The sequence below is a fragment of the Vibrio azureus genome, from assembly GCF_002849855.1.
Lineage (GTDB): Bacteria > Pseudomonadota > Gammaproteobacteria > Enterobacterales > Vibrionaceae > Vibrio > Vibrio azureus.
On the sequence record NZ_CP018616.1, the window covers coordinates 2,484,671 to 2,505,891 of the forward strand.

General features: G+C 44.0%; 17 protein-coding genes. 9 read left to right on the plus strand and 8 right to left on the minus strand.

Annotation, left to right across the window (positions count from 1 at the left end; all coding sequences use genetic code 11):
* Positions 1-43: 43 nt before the first annotated feature.
* Together mrcB and hrpB are read right to left on the minus strand one after the other, a co-directional pair.
* Complete coding sequence (mrcB, locus tag BS333_RS11195) at positions 44-2,425, minus strand: penicillin-binding protein 1B (RefSeq protein WP_021710595.1); 2,382 nt, start codon at positions 2,423-2,425, stop codon at positions 44-46.
* Positions 2,418-4,886, minus strand: a complete 2,469-nt coding sequence (gene hrpB, locus BS333_RS11200) for an ATP-dependent helicase HrpB (protein WP_021710594.1) — start codon at positions 4,884-4,886, stop codon at positions 2,418-2,420. Before hrpB ends, mrcB begins: the two co-directional genes overlap by 8 nt.
* A gap of 66 nt (positions 4,887-4,952) precedes the next feature.
* On the opposite strand from hrpB, the gene sfsA reads away from it, so the two are divergent.
* The 7 genes from sfsA (at position 4,953) to panC (ending at position 10,879) form a co-directional block, all read left to right on the plus strand.
* Positions 4,953-5,681: a DNA/RNA nuclease SfsA gene (sfsA, locus tag BS333_RS11205; protein ID WP_021710593.1), complete on the plus strand. Its 729-nt coding sequence runs from the start codon at positions 4,953-4,955 to the stop codon at positions 5,679-5,681.
* 124 nt (positions 5,682-5,805) lie between these two features.
* Entirely contained in the window at positions 5,806-6,252 is a 447-nt protein-coding gene (dksA, locus tag BS333_RS11210; protein ID WP_021710592.1) for an RNA polymerase-binding protein DksA, read from the plus strand.
* A 78-nt stretch (positions 6,253-6,330) separates the two neighbouring features.
* Positions 6,331-7,194 carry a tRNA glutamyl-Q(34) synthetase GluQRS gene (gluQRS, locus tag BS333_RS11215; RefSeq protein WP_021710591.1) on the plus strand — a complete coding sequence of 288 codons (864 nt, stop codon included), beginning with the start codon at positions 6,331-6,333 and terminating at the stop codon, positions 7,192-7,194.
* 100 nt (positions 7,195-7,294) lie between these two features.
* Entirely contained in the window at positions 7,295-8,662 is a 1,368-nt protein-coding gene (pcnB, locus tag BS333_RS11220) for a polynucleotide adenylyltransferase PcnB (protein ID WP_021710590.1), read from the plus strand.
* Positions 8,659-9,144 carry a 2-amino-4-hydroxy-6-hydroxymethyldihydropteridine diphosphokinase gene (folK, locus tag BS333_RS11225; protein ID WP_021710589.1) on the plus strand — a complete coding sequence of 162 codons (486 nt, stop codon included), beginning with the start codon at positions 8,659-8,661 and terminating at the stop codon, positions 9,142-9,144. Before pcnB ends, folK begins: the two co-directional genes overlap by 4 nt.
* 23 nt (positions 9,145-9,167) lie before the next feature.
* Positions 9,168-9,962 carry a 3-methyl-2-oxobutanoate hydroxymethyltransferase gene (panB, locus tag BS333_RS11230; RefSeq protein WP_021710588.1) on the plus strand — a complete coding sequence of 265 codons (795 nt, stop codon included), beginning with the start codon at positions 9,168-9,170 and terminating at the stop codon, positions 9,960-9,962.
* Between the two features lie 11 nt (positions 9,963-9,973).
* The gene (gene panC, locus BS333_RS11235) at positions 9,974-10,879 is read left to right on the plus strand and encodes a pantoate--beta-alanine ligase (protein ID WP_021710587.1); all 906 of its coding nucleotides are present in this window, start codon (positions 9,974-9,976) and stop codon (positions 10,877-10,879) included.
* A 69-nt stretch (positions 10,880-10,948) separates the two neighbouring features.
* On the opposite strand, the gene BS333_RS11240 is transcribed toward panC, so the two are convergent.
* The 3 genes from BS333_RS11240 to BS333_RS11250 all read right to left on the minus strand — a co-directional run bounded on the left by BS333_RS11240 (position 10,949) and on the right by BS333_RS11250 (position 14,585).
* Entirely contained in the window at positions 10,949-11,719 is a 771-nt protein-coding gene (locus tag BS333_RS11240) for an ABC transporter permease (RefSeq protein WP_021710586.1), read from the minus strand.
* A complete protein-coding gene (locus tag BS333_RS11245) occupies positions 11,719-12,639 on the minus strand; it encodes an ABC transporter ATP-binding protein (protein WP_021710585.1) in 921 nt (306 codons plus the stop codon). The genes BS333_RS11240 and BS333_RS11245 overlap by 1 nt, the downstream gene beginning before the upstream one ends.
* A gap of 272 nt (positions 12,640-12,911) precedes the next feature.
* A complete protein-coding gene (locus tag BS333_RS11250; protein WP_021710584.1) occupies positions 12,912-14,585 on the minus strand; it encodes a SulP family inorganic anion transporter in 1,674 nt (557 codons plus the stop codon).
* Positions 14,586-14,911: 326 nt separating this feature from the next.
* On the opposite strand from BS333_RS11250, the gene can reads away from it, so the two are divergent.
* The gene (can, locus tag BS333_RS11255; protein WP_021710583.1) at positions 14,912-15,580 is read left to right on the plus strand and encodes a carbonate dehydratase; all 669 of its coding nucleotides are present in this window, start codon (positions 14,912-14,914) and stop codon (positions 15,578-15,580) included.
* Positions 15,581-15,666: 86 nt separating this feature from the next.
* Here can and hpt read toward each other — a convergent pair whose 3' ends face one another.
* Positions 15,667-16,197 (minus strand): hypoxanthine phosphoribosyltransferase, encoded by a 531-nt coding sequence (gene hpt, locus BS333_RS11260; protein ID WP_021710582.1) that lies wholly within the window; start codon positions 16,195-16,197, stop codon positions 15,667-15,669.
* Between the two features lie 322 nt (positions 16,198-16,519).
* On the opposite strand from hpt, the gene BS333_RS11265 reads away from it, so the two are divergent.
* Positions 16,520-17,131: a LuxR/HapR/OpaR family quorum-sensing transcriptional regulator gene (locus BS333_RS11265; RefSeq protein ID WP_021711943.1), complete on the plus strand. Its 612-nt coding sequence runs from the start codon at positions 16,520-16,522 to the stop codon at positions 17,129-17,131.
* 491 nt (positions 17,132-17,622) lie between these two features.
* Here the strand turns inward: BS333_RS11265 and lpdA are convergent, their stop codons facing one another.
* Positions 17,623-19,053 carry a dihydrolipoyl dehydrogenase gene (gene lpdA, locus BS333_RS11275; protein ID WP_021711288.1) on the minus strand — a complete coding sequence of 477 codons (1,431 nt, stop codon included), beginning with the start codon at positions 19,051-19,053 and terminating at the stop codon, positions 17,623-17,625.
* Positions 19,054-19,308: 255 nt separating this feature from the next.
* The gene (gene aceF / locus BS333_RS11280) at positions 19,309-21,213 is read right to left on the minus strand and encodes a pyruvate dehydrogenase complex dihydrolipoyllysine-residue acetyltransferase (protein WP_021711287.1); all 1,905 of its coding nucleotides are present in this window, start codon (positions 21,211-21,213) and stop codon (positions 19,309-19,311) included.
* Between the last annotated feature and the right edge of the window lie 8 nt (positions 21,214-21,221).

The window sequence follows — 21,221 nt, forward strand, 5'->3', positions numbered from 1 at the left end:
ACAGCAAGTCTTGCTCAGTGTTACTTTCAGGGCGTTGCCAAGGTTACCAATCAAAGAAGCTTTGTAACCAGTTTTTCTTCTTCTCACATTCGGCTTTAATTTGACCTGTTTTATCCCATACAGGTAATTTGTATTGACTGCTGCAATCAACTTTCAATGCACCTTGTGCAGTTTTTTCAAAGCCCAATGTGGTGACCTGTTTTGGCCAAGGTAACTCTAATCTTTCTGGAATACGTTGCTGCAAATATTGAGCATACACTCGCAACGCACCACTAGAACCCGTCAGGTTAGTTGGTTGGTTATCATCTCGCCCTACCCAGATCGCAGTCACTTCTCGACCATCAACCCCGACAAACCAACTGTCACGACTATCATTACTTGTTCCGGTTTTACCGGCCAACGCTGCCCAAGAGAACTGATTTTGTAGAAAGCGGCCTGTCCCCTGTGCAACACCTTGTTTCATTGCATATGTCGTTAGCCAAGCGGCTTGTTCATCGACCGCTTGAGATGCGCTAAGTATTGAGCGGTAGCGCACTTCTCCATCCATATCAATCACAGAACGCAGCGCTGACAGTTTAGCCTGTTTGCCTGAATTGGTGAGCGTTTGGTACATCTGCGCCACTTCAAATGGCGTTAAAGAAAAAGAACCTAAGAACATTGATGGGACAGGACGAATCTCTTTTTTATCCACCCCTAAGCGTTCTAGAGTTTCCGATACTGCTGGAATACCTAATTCCATCCCCAATCGCACAGTAGGGACATTGAGAGATTTTGCTAAAGCAAGATATAAAGGGACATCACCGCGGAATTTCCGATCAAAATTGCGCGGCGCCCAAACCGTTCCGTTACTGCCTTTCAGACTCAACGGAGTATCGTGTAACGTTGTGGCTAAGTTATATTTTTCTGGGTTCTCTAATGCCGTTAAATAAATGGCCGGCTTTACCAATGAACCAATAGGTCGACTCGCATTCAAAGCACGATTAAAGCCTTCATAGCCAACACGCTTGCCTCCCACCATGGCACGAATTTCACCACTGTGCCTATCGACAGCAATCGCTGCACCTTCCAGCTCTTTCCCCCCTCGTTTAGCCAGTTCTGGGATTTTTTTAGCAATGGCTTTTTCTAAAGTATCTTGAGAAACAGGATCAAGCGATGTAAATAAGCGTAAGCCCGTGTCGGCTTTAAAACTGTCGCCCATTTTTTCTTTCAGCTCTCTGGCTAATTGCTGAAAATACGCAGGTTGTCGGCTGGCAATCTTAGGGTGATTTTGGATATCGAGTGGACGCTCTACTGCTTGTTCATACTGAGCAGATGTCAGCATATTTTGCTGCATAAGTAATCGCAAAACTAAATCACGACGTTCTTTAGCTCGTTCTGGTTTGCGTATAGGATTGTAGTAGGAAGGTCCTTTGACTAACCCTACTAACATCGCTAACTGATCAATTCTGAGTTCTTGGATGGGTTGACCAAAATAGTAACGCGATGCCAATGCAAAACCATGAATCGCATCACCGCCACTTTGGCCAAGGTAGACTTCATTAAGGTAAGCTTCCAAAATGCGGTCTTTGCTGTAGCGATAGTCTAAAATCAGTGCAATGTAGGCTTCTCGTACCTTACGCCAGATCGTTTTCTCTCGGGTCAGAAATAAGTTTTTGGCCAACTGCTGAGTTAACGTACTCCCACCTTGTACCGTACGCCCTGCACGAACATTGGCGACAAGCGCTCGACCTATTGCTAAGGGAGAAACACCATCGTGTTGATAAAAATCACGATCTTCGGTCGCTAAGAGCGCATCGACCAAAATTTCAGGAAATTGATCACGGCGCAGAAACAATCGCTGCTCACGTTGATCTTTTTCAAGCATGCCAAGCATCTTCGGATCAATACGTAAATAGCCTAAATCCCCTTTTGATTCCAAAGATTGGACTCTTGTCAAACCACTATCTGAGAAGTACAGCATCACATGACGATCAGGCTCTGGACCATCAGCAAATTCAAAAGGGCGTCGTATTAATTCGATACGACTTGAAGAGGCCGAGTACTCCCCGGGATAACGCGGCTGGCTAACCTTACGATAATTGAGGACATCCAGTTCATTACGCATCTCTTTAATTGAAATCGCTTTGCCCGGGGTCAAATCCAAAATTCGCGCATACACTACCGTTGGCAATTCAAATAATTGACCATCAAAGCGCGCTTTGACAACGCTGTCGAGATACACGCCAACAAAGACGAGCACAGCGGCAATGGCGAGCCCCACTTTCCAACTTAATGACAGCAAACTTTTCACCCAAGAATGGTTATTTTTCTTCGATGCTGTTCGTTTAGGGCGCTTAGAACCACTCTTTTTGCCGTTTGATGATGACTTCGGTTTACTCTTTTTCGCTGGGACTTTTTTAGGGGTTGGCTTTTTCGTATCAGTCATTGTTCAATTGTCTTTTTGTTTTCGTTGTTGCTCGGTGCGTTGCTGGATCATCAGGCCAAGGGTGTTTAGGATATCGTCCTTTCATCTCTTTTTGCACTTGTTTATAACTGCCCGCCCAAAAAGCAGCAAGATCACTGGTTACTTGCAGTGGCCGTTGTGCTGGAGAAAGCAGTTCCAATACCAAGTTTTTTCGTCCTTGTGCGACCAAAGGAGAATGACTTTCACCAAACATTTCCTGCATGCGAACCGATAAAATGGGATCGGCACCAAACTGATAACGAATGGCTTTTTTGTTTCCTGTCGGCAACAGATAATATTGAGGGAGCCACTCATCAAGATGTTGATTCAATGGCCAACCTAAACGAGCATTTAACGCTTCGGTTAAATTCAGTTGGTTCAATTGTTTAAGCGATGATATACCACTCATATAAGGCTCTAGCCATTGTTCCAACTCTGCTAACAAACTCGCATCATCAAAACTTGGCCAAGCTTGCTCCGGCAGCCATTCTATCGCACAGCGAATTCTTTCCAATAGTGCTTGCGCTGATGCTGACCAATTTAGACTTTGTAAGCCTTTACGACGAACAAAAGTGAGCAGGGCTTGAGTCATTTTATCTTGGCTAGGCTGAGGCAACTTTTCACGTTTAATGATAAGTTGACCAATTTTGAGCTGGCACTCAGCAATCAAGCGGCCTTTGCTTTCATCCCAATCTACGATCTCGTGAGATGAAAATACATCGCCAAATGTCCGGTTAAGATCCTCTATCTCTAACTCACACGCTAAGTGTATTTGGCTTGCGTTAGAGTGTGAACGCATCAAGTCAATCACAACCAGATGCTCACTCGACGCTAATACATCAGTTTCTTGGCATACTGCTCCATGGCCGTTGGCTAAGATAAAACTCCCCGGTTGATTCGGTCTTTGTTGTCCAATTCTATCTGGAAAAGCAATGCTGACCGCAAGTGGAAGTAACCTCTCATCAACGGCCTGTAAATCAAAATCGTGTTTTAAGCTCTGAGCCAGTCTTTTCGCCCGCTGTAATAATAATGTTCTTTTCGGATGCCCCCCAGTTTTCCAATGGTGCAGGCTATCTGTTAAGTGAGTGACATGGCGCTCAGGCTCTTCTATTAACGCCACAGCCGCCAACGCGGTATTGAGCATCGTTTGGCTATGTTCCGATGCTCGAATCAGCATGGCGGCACAGCGAGGCTCAACACCCAACTGGTGCGCGGCTTTTCCTTGTTGTGTTAATTGACCTTGTGGCGTCATTAAAGCCAGAGAGATAAGTAACTGTTGGGCTTGTTTCAAAGCTGCTGGTGTCGGAGGGTTTAACCACAACAAATCCGACGCATGGGTTGTCCCCCAATAAGATAATTCCATCACCAAGCTAGCAAGATCAGAATGTAAAATCTCTGGTTGCGGAACAAGGGGCTGCTGTTTGAACTGACTTTCAGAATAGAGGCGCACACAAACGCCCGTTTCTAGACGTCCAGCTCGGCCGGCCCGTTGAATTGCAGATGACTGTGCAATACGCACTTGTTCTAAACGTGTAGACCCGTTATTTAAATCAAAACGTGCGACGCGCTCTAAACCGGAGTCAACGACCAAGCGAATCCCTTCTATGGTCAGAGATGTTTCAGCAATGTTGGTCGCCAAAACCACTTTACGCTTGCCTTTTTGGACCGGATTGATCGCTTTCTGTTGCGCTTCAACACTCAATTGCCCATAAAGCGGTAACACTTCAATTTCAGGAGACAAACTAGAGAGCAGTTCCTCAACACGTTTTATGGCAGCCATACCGGGTAAGAAAGCCAGTAAAGACCCAGATTCATGCTCAAGAAGGTGAGTGATGGTTTTCGCCATTACTGGGGCAAGTTGTTCGTTCCTTCCCATGGGAAGATAACGTGTTTCTACGTCAAAGCTGCGGCCTTCAGACTCGATATAAGTCGCCTCAGGCAATAGTGTTTGCAAGGCTTCTTGGTCTAATGTTGCCGACATCACAACCAATTTAAGGTTATCACGCAGTGCTTCCTGAACTTCAAGGCTAAAAGCCAACGCCGTATCAGCGTGCAAACTGCGTTCATGAAACTCATCGAAGATCAGCAAATCAACCCCGCTTAACTCGGGATCAGCTTGAATCATGCGCGTCATGATCCCTTCAGTCACGATCTCCAGTTGAGTGATTTCACTGACTTTAGTTTCTCCACGAACACGGTAACCGACTCGTTCCCCCACCGACTCACCAAGTTGCTTTGCGATATAACGCGCAATATTTCGAGCAGCCAGACGTCGAGGTTCCAACATGATAATTTTACCCGTCACCACTTGGCTCTTAAGCAATTGCAAAGGGAAGTACGTTGACTTACCTGCACCTGGGGCAGCTTTTAGAATCACTTGATGTTGATGCTTGACCGCGGTGAGCAATGATGGCATCACGGCCTCAATCGGCAATTGTGACAAAGAACATTCCTTATGTTGTAATCAGGCCAACATTGTACATAAAAACCAAATGGTCTAAATCAACAAATGCATTTTACCCCTACATTAGAGTCAGCCACACTGCTCAAACGTTATAAACGCTTTCTCGCTGATATTGAACTTCCTGATGGCGAAATTCGAACCATTCATTGTGCTAACACTGGTGCCATGACGGGCTGTGCCACCCCAGGAGATACCGTCTGGTTCTCAACCTCTGACAACCCAAAGAGGAAGTACCCAAACAGTTGGGAAATCAGTGAGACAAAGCAGGGACATAGAATCTGCGTCAACACAGCACGGGCAAACCAACTCGCTGTTGAAGCCATCAAAAATAATGTAATCGCTGAACTCCAAGGCTACGACAAACTTCAGACTGAAGTAAAATATGGACAAGAAAATAGCCGCATCGACATTTTACTCAGTTCTCCTTATAAGAAAAACTGCTATGTAGAAGTGAAAAGTGTCACTCTATTGGATGAAAGTACCATACCAGGCCAAGGCTATTTTCCAGATGCGGTCACAACTCGTGGCCAAAAGCACCTGCGAGAGCTCACAGAAATGGCCCTTGATGAAAATAGATCTATACTTTTGTTCGTTGTTTTACATTCAGGTATTGAAAAAGTCTCTACAGCACACCATATAGACGCCAAATACTCGTTGTTATTAAAACAAGCACAGGACGCGGGAGTGGAAGTTCTCTGCTATAAGGCAGAATTAAACAGTACTGAAATCACACTTATCTCTGCCATTGAATTCATCAATAACGGAGAAGTATGACGTTGCTTTCATATTGACAATAAGTTTGTGATTCATTCATTGCTTCCAACGCCTCTTTTTGCTATAGATACCCGCCTTAAATTGACTGCCGAGCAGTTGACTAGGTGTAAGTAGGAGATGCTTTATGCCAGAAACAAAGAAAAAAACGATTGGCATTCTTGCCATTGCTGGTGTGGAACCATATCAGGAAAAGCCTGGTGAAGAGTACATGTCACCAGAACAAATTGAACACTTTACAAAGATTTTAACCGCTTGGCGTAACCAGCTTAGAGAAGAAGTCGACCGTACTGTGCACCACATGCAGGACGAAGCTGCAAACTTTCCTGACCCTGTTGATCGTGCTTCTCAAGAAGAAGAATTCAGCTTAGAGCTGCGCAACCGCGATCGTGAACGCCGCCTAATCAAAAAAATCGAAAAAACACTCGATAAGATCACTGAAGATGATTTTGGCTTCTGTGAGTCTTGTGGCGTTGAAATCGGTGTACGTCGCTTAGAAGCAAGACCAACAGCTGATCTTTGTATTGACTGTAAAACACTGGCTGAAATAAAAGAAAAGCAGATGCAAGGCTAATTACCCTGCCTACTGTTTTACTAGGGAGCGAAGGCTCCCTTTTTATTTGTGGTTTGCTATTAATTCCGAGATATACACATGACGCGCTATGTGGGGCGATTCGCTCCATCCCCTTCTGGCCCATTACATTTTGGCTCTCTTGTTGCCGCCTTAGGCAGCTATTTTCAAGCGAAGGCCAATCAAGGTAAATGGCTGGTTCGAATTGAAGACCTTGATCCACCGAGAGAAGTCGTCGGTGCTGCCCAAGCAATTTTACAAGCGTTACACGCTTATCAATTAAATTGGGATGACGAGGTGGTTTACCAAAGTAAGCGTCATGATTTATACCAGAAACAAATCGATATTTGGCTCGCTAATGGTGACGCCTATTATTGCCAATGTACACGTAAGCAGATCAAAGAGCATGGAGGCTTTTACTCCGGCACCTGCCGAGATAAAGGCCTAACAGAAGGCGCAATCCGTCTTAAAGTGATTCAACCTGTTATAGATTTCATTGACAGTAAACATGGCAAAGTCACTCTCCCACGGGCGTTAAGCCATGAAGATTTCATTATCAAACGTCGTGATGGGTTATTTGCTTACAATCTTGCGGTAGTATTAGATGACATTTACCAAGGCGTCACAGAAGTGGTCCGTGGTGCCGATCTTATCGAACCCACTGGCAGACAAATTCACTTGTATCGGTTACTGAATCACCCGGAAGTAAGTTACGTCCACCTACCATTAGCGATGGATAAAAACGGTAATAAACTTTCAAAGCAAAATCATGCGACAGCCATTGATGTCGATGACCCCAAACCGACTTTAATTAAGGCGATGAAGTTTTTAGGCTTTGCCATTCCTGATGATGTTCAAGCCGATAAAATGAGTCGTATTTTAGAGTGGGGTTGCCAAAATTGGTGCTTAAATCAGTTGCCAATGTCGCTAGAAATCACGACATGATTCTCAAATGGCACAGTGTAGGCTATCATTAGCCGCAAAATCCGCCCTTGAGGCATAGAAACTAACTAAAGCAGGCATGGTGAAAACCAGAGGCTGCCAGATGCACATGAATAAAAACGACTATACACCAAGCGAATCGACTATGATCCCAGAACTCGCTCTCAATGTCATTACTCGTGAAGAGCACAACATTTCGCGCAAACAGATCAGTGATAACGCCCTAAAGGTGCTATACCGACTCAACGGTGCTGGTTTCGAAGCTTATCTTGTTGGTGGTGGCGTTCGCGATTTATTACTTGGACAACATCCAAAAGACTTTGATATCGCAACTAATGCTACCCCCGAACAAATCAAACAATTGTTCAGAAACTGCCGTTTAATTGGTCGACGTTTCCGTCTCGCTCATATTATGTTTGGCCGAGACATCATTGAAGTGGCTACTTTCCGTGGTCACCATCAAGAGCAAAAGAACAAAAACGTCTCCCAGCAATCAAAAGAAGGCATGCTGCTACGTGACAACGTCTATGGCACCATTGATGAAGATGCAGAGCGACGTGATTTCACCATTAACTCGATGTATTATAACATCGCAGATTACTCCATTCATGACTATGCACGTGGCGTGGAAGATCTCGAAGACCGCTTGATTCGCCTAATCGGAGATCCTGAAACTCGTTATCGTGAGGATCCTGTTCGCATGCTGCGTGCTGTGCGTTTTGCGGTCAAATTAGACTTCGATATTGAAGAAGATACCGCAGCTCCCATCGAACATATGGCACCACTATTACGTGACATCCCATCTGCCCGATTGTTTGAGGAGTCCCTGAAGTTACTTCAATCAGGTTATGGACTAGAAACCTATCACCTAATGCGTGAATACAACCTATTCCAACAGTTATTTCCTACGATTTCTGAATACTTCACGGAAGACTATGAATCTCACACTGAGCAAATGCTTGACTTAGTTTTAGATTCTACTGATATGCGTATCGAAGACGGCAAGCGCATCAATCCAGCGTTTATGTTCGCAGCAATGCTTTGGTACCCGTTGTGTGAACTCGCAGATAAACTTATGGAACAACGTAAGCTAAGCCACTACGACGCAATTATGGAAGCGAGTAATATCATTCTTGATGACCAAGTCAAGACGATCGCAATTCCCCGCCGTCATACCGCCACCATCCGAGAAATTTGGCAACTTCAGCTTAGACTTCCTCGCCGCAGTGGCAAACGTGCTTTCCGTCTTATGGAGCTCAATAAATTTAGAGCTGGCTTCGATTTTCTTGAAATGCGTGGAGAAATTGAAGGTGGTGAAACACAGAAGCTTGCCAAGTGGTGGGAAACTTTCCAGAATGCAGGGCGAGAAATGCGCCAAGCAATGGCTAACGATGTCGACGGTCAAGCACCAAAACCAGGCCAGCGTCGTCGTAAACCTTCTCGTAAGAAAAAGAGTAAACCGACAACATGATAACAGCTTACATTGCGGTAGGCAGCAATTTGGCTGATCCTGTCAGCCAAGCAAAACAAGCAATAGAAGCCCTAAAAAAGCTACCAAGATCCGAGTTTTTGCAAGCTTCTTCGTTGTATAGCAGCGCACCAATGGGCCCGACAGATCAACCGGATTATGTTAATGCGGTCATTGCCATTAAAACCGATTTAGCTCCATTAGAGTTACTTGATTGCACTCAGGCGATTGAACTGGAACAAGGACGGGTTCGTAAAGAGGAACGCTGGGGGCCAAGAACCTTGGATCTCGATCTCATTCTTTACGGAAATCAAACCATAGATTCTCCGAGATTAACCATTCCTCATTATGGAATGAAAGAGCGAGAGTTCGTTCTTTACCCTCTTGCGGAAATCGCCCCAAATCTCTGTCTCCCTGACGGAACAGAACTTTCATCATTATTAGCACAAGTGGATCAAAACGGGTTGAGTAGTTGGCCATCATAGCCAGCGCCTAGCAGGATAATAACATGAAAAAAATCACCATTAACGATCTAATGAAATGGAAACAAGAAGGTCGTAAATTTGCAACGTCAACCGCCTACGATGCAAGCTTTGCACAACTTTTCGAGAGCCAAGAAATGCCAGTACTGCTGGTTGGTGACTCACTAGGTATGGTGTTACAAGGCAAACCAGACACATTGCCTGTTACAGTTGAGGATATTGCTTACCATACACGCTGCGTGCGTGCTGGTAGTCCAAACTGTTTATTGATGGCTGATATGCCCTTTATGAGTTTCACCACTCCCGAACAAGCCTGTGAAAATGCCGCAGTCTTAATGCGTTCTGGGGCAAATATGGTAAAAATTGAAGGTGGTGAGTGGCTAATTGACACCGTTAAAATGCTGACAGAACGTGCTGTCCCTGTATGTGCACACTTAGGGCTAACACCGCAATCTGTCAACATCTTTGGGGGCTACAAAGTGCAAGGCCGCGAGCAGGAAAAAGCCGATCGCATGGTGAAAGATGCACTCGCTCTTCAAGAAGCTGGAGCTCAAATTGTGCTACTTGAATGTGTGCCTGCCGATCTTGCAGCACGTATCACCCAAGTTCTTGATGTCCCAGTAATCGGTATCGGTGCTGGTAATGTTACTGATGGTCAAATCCTTGTTATGCACGATATGTTCGGAATTTCAGCTAACTACATGCCAAAATTCTCGAAAAACTTCCTCCAAGAGACTGGTGATATTCGCACAGCCGTAGCTCGATACATCACTGAAGTTGAGAACGGTGCTTTCCCTGACGCTGAACACACCATTGCCTAAAGGATTCTTGCATGCAAACTTTTACCGCTATCTCAGCAATTCGCGAACAAATCAAAGCGTTTAAACGTGAAGGGCGTAACATCGCTTTTGTTCCTACGATGGGCAACCTACATGAAGGGCACCTAACCTTAGTACGTAAAGCGCGCGAATATGCCGACATCGTCGTGGTAAGCATCTTTGTTAACCCAATGCAATTCGAACGTAGCGATGATTTAAATAGCTACCCAAGAACTCTCGAAGACGATTTAAACAAACTGGTTGGAGAAAAAGTCGACGTCGTTTTTACACCGACACCTGACATTATCTACCCGGAAGGACTCGATAAGCAAACCCACGTCGATGTTCCTGGATTATCGACTATGCTAGAGGGCGCCTCTCGTCCTGGTCATTTCCGTGGTGTCACTACCGTCGTTAATAAGTTATTTAACATCATCCAGCCTAACGTAGCCTGCTTTGGGGAAAAAGACTTTCAGCAACTTGCTGTGATTAGAAAAATGGTCAGCGACCTCGCCATTGATATCGATATTATTGGTGTTCCCACCGTACGTGAAATGGATGGCCTTGCCATGAGCTCCCGCAACGGCCTCTTGACTATTGATGAGCGTCAACGTGCACCAGTTCTAGCACGTACGATGCGTTGGATTAGCAGCGCTATCCGAGGTGGTCGAGATGATTACGCATCCGTGATTGAAGATGCAAGCGATCAGCTGCGCGCTGCGGGCCTCCACCCTGATGAGATTTTTATCCGTGATGCAAGAACCTTACAAGAAATTAATACCGAGACGACACAGGCAGTCATTCTTATGTCTGCTTTCCTAGGCAAGGTTCGTCTGATTGATAATCAAACACTTGATATGGTGATAGAAAACAAAGAAGAAGCAGAATCAAACGAGGCGAATTCAACAAGCGTAGAGTAAACAAAACGCTCAAATGAAAAAGGGTCGACGCTGGGTCGACCTTTTTTATATCAAATTGAAGCGCCCTGCTTATGAACGCAAGCCAATTCCTTTCGTCACTAAGTAATGCGCCACTGCATAAAGTGCAATAACGAATACCGTCAACACGCTAAAAGATGTCACAATGCCAACATCAGATACACCTAAAAAGCCATAACGGAAGGCGTTAACCATGTAGACAATTGGATTGAGTTTCGAAACATCTTGCCAAAACTCAGGCAAAAGACTGATAGAGTAAAATACACCGCCAAGGTAAGTCAGTGGAGTCAAGACAAAGGTCGGGATAATCGAAATATCATCGTATGTTTTTGCATATACAGCGTTAATCAAACCTCCTAGTGAAAACACAACGGAAGTCATAAAGACGGTTGCAATGATGATCCCCCAGTGCTCAACGTTAAGTTCCACAAAAAACAGAGAAACGCCAGTCACTATGGTGCCCACCAACAAACCACGCACAACGCCTCCCATCACAAAGCCAAGGATAATGACATAGTTAGGGACTGGAGCAACCAGCAACTCTTCAATGTTCCTTTGAAATTTAGAGCTAAAGAATGAAGACGCGACATTCGAGTAGGAGTTCGTAATCACCGACATCATGATTAAGCCGGGTACGATGTATTCCATGTAGCTAAAGCCCCCCATATCTCCGATGCGAGAGCCAATCAAGCTGCCAAAAATAATGAAATACAGTGTCATCGTAATTGCTGGTGGAACCAGTGTTTGCACCCAGATTCGTGTAAAACGATTAATTTCTTTGCTTAACAGGCTACAAAATGCCGTCCAATAGAGTTTGTACATTATTGCGATCCTCCTCGAACGATACTGACAAACAACTCTTCTAGTCGATTGGCTTTATTACGCATCGATGTGACCTTCACACCGCAATCAGACAACTGAGTAAACACACTATTCAGCCCTTGGCTTTTTTCGATTTCAATTTCTAACGAACCGTTCACCAGCGTTTGTTTGTTCACATCAGCTAATTGAGGCAAAGTACCTTGATATTCAAAATCTAAGATGAAAGTTTCAACGTGTAATTGGTTAAGCAAGGCTTTCATCGTGGTATTTTCAATCAACTCACCTTTGTTAATGATACCGATATGACGACAAAGCATTTCCGCCTCTTCAAGATAATGGGTCGTCAAAATAATCGTAATGCCTTGTTCTTGATTAATTTCCTTCAGGAAATCCCACATCGAACGGCGCAACTCAATATCAACACCCGCTGTCGGTTCATCTAAGATCAGTAACTGTGGCTCATGCATTAATGCTCGAGCAATCATCAAGCGGCGTTTCATGCCTCCCGATAAATTACGCGCACGCTCTTTACGCTTCTCCCAAAGGTCGAGTTTAGTGAGGTACTTTTCAGCTCGCTGCTTGGCTAAAGCCTTAGAAACACCATAATAGCCTGCCTGTTGAATAACAATTTGCTCAACCGTCTCAAACTGATTGAAATTAAATTCCTGCGGCACTAAGCCCAAGTTTTGTTTCGCCAACTCAAGGTGTGTATCCATGTCATAGCCGAACACTTTGACGCTTCCTGAAGTTTTATTCACTAAGGAAGATATAATCCCTATCGTCGTCGATTTACCTGCGCCATTAGGCCCTAATAGTGCGTAAAAGTCCCCTTTTTCGACGGTTAAACTCATCCCTTTTAGCGCTTCAAAACCTCCAGCGTATGTCTTACGCAGCTGTTCTATTTCTAATGCATATGTCATTTCATCACTGCCATCTGTGAGTTAATCATTTAAACCCATTCAGCTTTTACTCTTAATGGGTTATCAATTTCCCAATGAGTTTATCGCCAAATGACGATTAAAACAAACCTATTATTTCCATGGCTTTCAAACCAATTGACCTGATGCGTTAATGACAGCTCAAGAATAAACTCACAAAAGACAGGTAGAACGACTCAAACTGGGTAAACTTATACCCGAGTGACCTTAGAGACTCGGGTATATTCACATAATATTACATGAGCGAATAGAGGTTACGTTGTTAATAGAACAAGAGAGTCATCTTGTTCTACTTGCTTAACCGCTGCATTTAAAGCTTCATAACGGAATTTGAAGGTATTTTCATCTGGAACTAAATCAAGCACATGAAATTTCTCTAATTGCTCACGAGTCCGTTCATTGGGGCACAACAAATACACCGAACATTGCGCTTCGAGTGCATCTTTAATGGCATTTTCAAGAGCAAGACCAACTGTCACATCGATCATGGGGACATCGCTGAGGTCAAGGATCATCGCTTCGTAATCTCTGATACTGGAGTGCTGACGAGAAATCGCTTTCGAGACACTGAAGATCATCGGGCCAGATAAATAGAAAAAGAGGACTTTTCCATTAGCTCGATCGAGCAGGTTCTTTTCACTATCAGTGAGCGGTACATCATCTTCATCAGCATCACTGATCGCCTTTACTTGTCGCGCTTGCTCACGACTCAACCGTTCAATAATAATAATGTTTGAAATAAATACGCCGAGTCCGACGGCAACAATCAAGTCAACAAATACGGTCAGCAACATCACCCCATACATCACCGCCATACCAGGAAAACTCACTTTATGTACTCGTTGAATAAAACTCCAGTCAAGAATATTCACTCCAACATAGACGGCAATTCCTGCCAGTACAGCCATCGGAATCGGAGCCGTTAACCCACTTGCTACTAACACCACTAACGCCAAAATCAGGGCACGGATCACTCCAGATAACGGTGAGCGAGCTCCCACTTGAATATTGGTGACCGTTCCCATAGTCGCACCAGCACCAGGAAGTGCCCCAAACACACCAGAAATCATGTTTGCAAAACCCTGACCACGTAATTCTTTGTCTGAGTTATGTTCTTTGCGTGTCAGCGAGTCGCCAATAACCGCAGTTAACAAGGTATCAATACAACCTAAGGTTCCCAGCACAAGTGCATCGATCACCATTTCCATGAATATAGCTGGCTCGATATGAGGAACCACTAATGAAGGCAGGCCTGCTGGAATCTCACCGATCCGGCGTATATCATCGACATCAAACAACATTACCGACAAAACCGTGACAATGACTAATGCAACCAATTGTGCTGGAACGTATTTACGGTATTGCCTTGGAAAGAAAAATAAAATCCCTAATGTGAGTAACCCTAGGAATAACTCACTGAACTTAAGGTTTGAAATGGTTTCTGGCAGTGCTGATAACGTTCCAGTGACTCCACCTGAAGGCGCTGGGTGCCCCAGCAGAGGAGAGAGCTGCAAGATGATCAAAATAACGCCAATGCCAGACATAAAACCCGAGATAACGCTGTAGGGCATAAGGGTAATATATTTGCCCAACTTAAGTGTACCGAGCAATACTTGAAATGCACCAGCCATCATCACGACTGTGAATGTCATCGCCATCCCGGTTTCCGGGTATTTGGCCATCATACTGGTCAAGACTGCTGTCATAATGACTGTCATCGGGCCAGTCGGCTCAGAGATAAGAGTATTGGAGCCACCAAATAGTGAAGCAAATAACCCGACCATGATCGCGCCCCATAATCCTGCTTCAGCTCCTGCTCCTGAAGCGACGCCAAATGCTAACGCTAAAGGCAGTGATATGATAGCGGTGGTGACCCCCCCGAAGGCATCCCCTTTTAAATTGATATCCTTAAATCGATGACCAAACATAAGCTCTGCTTCCTGCATATAAAAACAAAAATGCTTTTAATCTAACAAATATTTCAATCAACACCGAAACAAAAGCACAGACCACAGAAAGTGATTATCTACAAGTTGAATAATGACTGCATAATCTATGGATTTCAGCGCTAGAACTCGTCAGATGAGTCATGTTAGGTGAATATTTAACAGGATTGAAATTGTAACATTGTGTATAGTTATACCCGAGTAGTCTCAAGTTGCTTGGGTATAAATACTTAGAGATCGCACTATCTATAAGAACCTTGTGATTTATTAGGTAACATTCTTTTCATGACTAGGGAAGTGAGTTTCAGATGCCAGAAATTAAACAATTATTCGAAAATAACTCAAAATGGTCAGATGAAATTAAATCTGATCGCCCTGAATATTTTGCCAAACTTGCCGAAGGCCAAAAACCAGACTTTCTATGGATCGGTTGCTCTGATAGCCGAGTACCAGCAGAACGCTTAACAGGGTTATATTCTGGTGAGTTATTCGTTCACCGTAACGTTGCTAACCAAGTCATTCATACTGATCTAAACTGTTTATCTGTCGTCCAATATGCTGTTGATGTTCTCAAAGTCAAACACATCATCGTTTGTGGGCATTATGGTTGTGGGGGCGTTAAAGCCGCCATTGATAATCCACAACTTGGTTTAATCAATAACTGGTTACTCCATATTCGCGATTTATATTTTAAACACCGTAGCTATCTAGACCAACTTCCAGAAATAGATAAAGCAGATAAACTTGGTGAGATAAACGTGGCCGAGCAAGTCTATAATTTAGGTAACTCAACCATCATGCAAAATGCTTGGGAAAGAGGACAAGATGTAGAAATCCACGGTGTCGTTTATGGTATTGAAGACGGTCGATTAGAATACCTAGGCATTCGTTCTAACTCAAAAGAGACCGTGGAAGCTTCTTACCAAAAAGCACTTTCAACGATTCTAAACTCAGATAATAAATTACTCTGCCGCTAAGTAATAAGCTTAACCAGACTGAACAACAGCAAACGCCCGTTAATTTCTTAACGGGCGTTTTTGTATTCTTTAAACAAAAGTAACGCTTACTCCTGTGGTACCACTTTACCGATAAATGGTAGGTGACGGTATTTTTGAGCGTAGTCGATACCCACACCAACAACGAACTCGTCAGGAATCGCAAAACCAACGTAATCAACTGGCACTTCTACTTCTCGGCGAGATGGTTTATCAAGTAACGTACAGATAGAAATCGATTTAGGTTCACGCAAAGATAAAATTTCACGAATCTTGTTTAATGTATTACCAGTATCAATGATATCTTCAACAATCAGAACATCTTTACCTTTAATATCATCATCAAGGTCTTTTAAGATACGTACATCACGTGAACTTTCCATTGTATTACCGTAGCTAGAAGCTGTCATAAAGTCGACTTGGTGAGTCAATTCGATAGCACGTGCTAGATCCGCCATAAATACAAATGAGCCTCGCAGTAAACCGACTAAAACCAGATCTTCACTGCCTTGATAGCGATCCGTAATTTGCTTACCTAATTCGCAAATTCGGTCGCGAACTTCTTGCTCAGAAATCATTACTTCTATTGTATGTTTCATACTGTACTCAATTTTCCTTGTGGGTCGAGGTTGATCGTACGTAAACGAGCAACTTATTTCTGCCCATAAGTGTAACACTCCGCCTTTCAACTGAGAAGTTGCACAATAAAACATTCATTATTTTGATGTATGTCTTATTTTTAGAAGTTTCATAGTTGAATTGGTCATTAGTTGTAACATTTGTGTCTATAAAATGCACATCACATATTGACCTCAGCCATATGCACCATTACACTCATAGACGCTTAAAAGCAATTATTAAAATAATTAATTAGGGGAATATACCCCAATAATATCAACTCAAATGGCAAGGAATATAAATATGGACTCAATAGCTAAGAGACCCCGCACAAGGCTTTCTCCTCTAAAACGTAAACAGCAACTAATGGAAATTGCATTAGAAGTGTTCGCTCGTCGTGGCATTGGCCGTGGTGGTCACGCTGATATTGCAGAGATTGCACAAGTTTCTGTTGCAACCGTTTTTAATTATTTCCCAACTCGTGAAGATTTAGTCGATGAAGTGTTGAACCACGTTGTACGTCAATTTTCCAACTTCTTATCTGATAACATCGACCTAGATCTTCATGCTCGCGACAACATTGCGAATATAACTAATGCAATGATTGAACTTGTCAGCCAAAATTGTTACTGGCTCAAAGTTTGGTTTGAATGGAGTGCTTCAACTCGTGATGAAGTATGGCCATTGTTCGTAACGACAAACCGCACCAACCAACTGTTGGTTCAAAATATGTTCATCAAAGCTATTGAACGTGGCGAAGTACGTGAACAATTTGACCCTGAAGTTCTGGGTAATCTGTTCCACGGTATTTGCTACTCTATCTTTGTTCAAGCAAACCGCTCTAAAAATGAAGCAGAATTATCGCACTTAGTCAGTTCTTACTTAGATATGCTGTGCATCTACAACTGCGATTAATTCTCAGTCTTTAAATTAATATCAAAGCCCACTAAAAGTAGTGGGCTTTTTTATGCCTAGAATAAATAAAAACAAGCTGTTAATTAAAACTAAGCCGTCTACTCGCAAACTACACTGCCAATCTAAAACTTTATTGATATACCCAAGTGACTTCAAGATGCTTGATTCAGAGCGAGGTCACTGAGTCGAATTCAAGGAAGACAACGAAGCGGAATAGCAGGCTCTTTCCAAGTTGTCTGACGCAAGAAGTCGGCTCAGTGACACGCTCCCAAAGGGCGAGCGGCCTTAACTCTCAGACTTTGTTAACGATTCTCAATGTAGAGCCACTATATCTTCGAATCGTTGCCGCGCCGGAGAGTTAAGGTCATCTCGCTGAACGCAGCATCTTGAGGTTACTTGGGTATAGCACGACTAATACAAACCAATAGGCCACAAGGAATAAAAAAACCGCTGACAAAAGCCAGCGGTTTTTTCATAAAGTCTTTAAGACATTACTTTTTCTTTTTTACTGCTTTTTTGTTTGGCAGGTCAGTGATTGAACCTTCAAATACTTCAGCAGCTAGACCCACAGACTCATGTAGAGTTGGGTGAGCATGAATCGTTAGCGCGATATCTTCAGCATCACAACCCATCTCGATAGCTAGGCCGATTTCACCAAGCAATTCACCACCGTTAGTACCAACAACAGCACCACCGATTACGCGATGAGATTCTTTATCAAAGATCAGCTTAGTCATACCATCTGAGCAATCAGACGCAATCGCACGACCTGAAGCCGCCCATGGGAATGTCGCAACTTCGTAATTAATGCCTTCTGCCTTCGCTTCTTTCTCAGTCTTACCAACCCATGCCACTTCTGGCTCAGTGTAAGCAATTGAAGGAATAACTTTAGGATCGAAGTAGTGTTTCTTACCAGAAATAACTTCTGCTGCCACGTGACCTTCATGCACACCTTTGTGAGCTAGCATTGGTTGACCAACTACGTCACCAATTGCATGGATATGAGGAACGTTCGTACGCATTTGCTTATCAACGTTGATAAAGCCGCGCTCATCCACTTCAATTCCCGCTTTTTCAGCATCGATAAGTGCACCGTTTGGTACACGGCCGATAGCAACAAGAACCGCATCATAACGCTCAGCATCTGCTGGTGCTTTTTTGCCTTCCATTGAAACGTAGATACCGTCTTCTTTCGCTTCAACTGCCGTTACTTTCGTTTCTAGCATCAAGTTGAACTTGTCTTTAACACGTTTAGTGTAAACTTTAACAATGTCTTTATCCGCTGCAGGAATAACCTGATCGAACATCTCAACAACATCAACTTTAGAACCTAGAGATTGGTAAACTGTGCCCATTTCTAGACCGATGATACCACCACCCATGATCAGAAGTTTTTCAGGAACTTCTTTCAGCTCAAGTGCATCTGTAGAATCCCAAATACGTGGGTCTTCATGTGGAATGAATGGCAGTTTAATAGGGCGAGAACCTGCCGCTACGATTGCATTGTCAAAGTTTACCGTTGTTGCTTCACCCTCACCTTCTACAAGGATCGAGTTAGGACCTGTGAACTTACCGTAACCATTAACGACAGTCACATTACGCATCTTAGCCATACCACCAAGACCACCAGTCAATTGGGTAACAACTTTGTCTTTCCAGATACGAATTTTGTTGATGTCAGTTTGCGGTTCACCGAAAACAACGCCGTGCTCAGCCATTGCTTTCGCTTCTTCAATTACTTTTGAAACGTGTAATAGTGCTTTTGATGGGATACAACCCACGTTCAAACATACACCACCTAACGAGCTGTAACGCTCGATAAGTACCGTTTCAAGACCTAAATCTGCACATCGGAATGCTGCAGAGTAACCAGCAGGACCAGAACCAAGTACAACAACTTGGGCTTTAATTTCTTTGCTCATTGTGACCTCTTGTAGTCATTATCCCTAACAGGCTGAGTAAGTATTGATTTATATGATTAACGTCTGTTTTGTTTTAAACCGTTATTTTCAGACCGCATCAGTTTACAGAGATGTTAATGGTGTGAAAAGTAAATCAATTTAGCCTGTGAGCTAGACAACAGTTCGGCATTGAAAGCGTCTGCTTCCCCACCAAACCATTCGGTAATTCTAGTAATAGAGGCGGCTTAATTGCCGCCTCTGAATCTTTATTCTTAATTAAAGAACAAGACGACGAATGTCTGATAGTGCACCGTTTAGGAAAGTAATGAAACGCGCACCTTCAGCACCATCGATCACACGGTGGTCGTATGATAGAGACAGTGGAAGCTGTAAGCGAGGTTCAAATTCTTTACCATTCCATACAGGTTTCATTTCAGACTTAGACACACCAAGGATACCCACTTCAGGTGCGTTTACGATTGGTGTAAATGCTGTACCGCCAATACCACCAAGGCTAGAGATAGTGAAACAACCGCCTTGCATGTCAGCCGCAGTTAGCTTGCCTGCACGTGCTTTCTTAGAAACAGCCATTAGCTCTTCAGATAGCTCGTAAATGCCTTTCTTGTTCACGTCTTTAAATACAGGAACAACAAGACCGTTTGGCGTATCTACTGCAATACCTACGTTTACGTACTTCTTAAGAATGATGCTTTCGCCATCTTCCGAAAGTGAAGAGTTAAACGCTGGGAATGCTTCAAGTGCTTTAGCAACCGCTTTCATGATGAACACTAGAGGAGTGATCTTCATGCCAGTGTCTTTCTTCGCTTCGATTGCGTTCTGCTCTTTACGGAATGCTTCTAGCTCAGTGATGTCAGCATTGTCCCACTGTGTAACGTGAGGGATCATTACCCAGTTACGGTGTAGGTTAGCACCAGAGATCTTCTTGATCTTAGAGAGCTTCTGAACTTCAGTTTCGCCGAACTTGCTGAAGTCAACTTTTGGCCAAGGTAGTAGACCAAGCGCTGCACCGTCGCCTTTACCAGATGCTGCTGCACCTGCGCCAGACTCAAGACGCTTAAGAGCATCTTTAACGTAAGCTTGAACGTCTTCTTTTAGGATACGGCTCTTACGACCTGTACCTTTGACCTTAGATAGGTTAACGCCGAATTCACGAGCAAGACGACGAACAACTGGAGATGCGTGTGCGTAATCGTTGTTCTCTTGGAAATCGTTCGCTGCAGGTGCCGCTTCAGCTTTTGCTGCTGGAGCAGGAGCCGCCGCAGGTGCTGGAGCTGCTGCTTGTGCAGGTGCCGCTACAGGAGCTGGAGCCGCGCCTTCAACAACGAAAGTCATGATTAGAGAGCCAGTCGTTACTTTATCGCCCGCTGCAATCTTGATTTCTTTTACAGTACCAGCGAATGGTGCCGGAACTTCCATTGAAGCTTTGTCGCCTTCAACAGTGATTAGAGATTGCTCTTCTTCTACTGTGTCGCCAACCGCTACCATTACTTCAGTAACTTCAACTTCGTCACCGCCAATATCTGGAACGTTTACTTCTTTCTCAGCTGCTGCCGCTGGAGCCGCCGCTGGAGCTTCTACTGCAGCAGGAGCCGCTGCTGCGCCTGAACCGGCAGTTTCGCTACCACCTACAGAGAAAACCATGATTAGAGAACCCGTTGTTACTTTATCGCCAGCAGCAACTTTGATCTCTTTTAGCGTACCAGCGAATGGGGCTGGAACTTCCATTGATGCTTTGTCGCCTTCAACCGTTAGAAGAGATTGCTCTTCTTCGATGCTGTCGCCAACTGCAACCATGATTTCAGTCACTTCTACTTCGTCGCCACCGATATCTGGAACGTGAACTTCCTTAAGCTCTGCCGCTGCAGGAGCTGCAACTGGTGCTGCTTCAACTGCTGGAGCTGCTGCAGGAGCCGCTTCTGCAGCGGCACCTTCAGCTTCGAAAATCATGATAAGAGAACCAGTCGTAACAGAATCGCCTTCAGTTACTTTGATTTCTTTAACGATACCTGCTTGAGACGCTGGAACTTCCATAGAAGCTTTGTCGCCTTCAACAGTGATCAGAGACTGCTCTTCTTCAACCTTGTCACCAACGCTTACAAGAATCTCAGTAACTTCAACCTCATCCGCACCGATGTCAGGTACATTAATTTCGATTGCCATTGCTTATT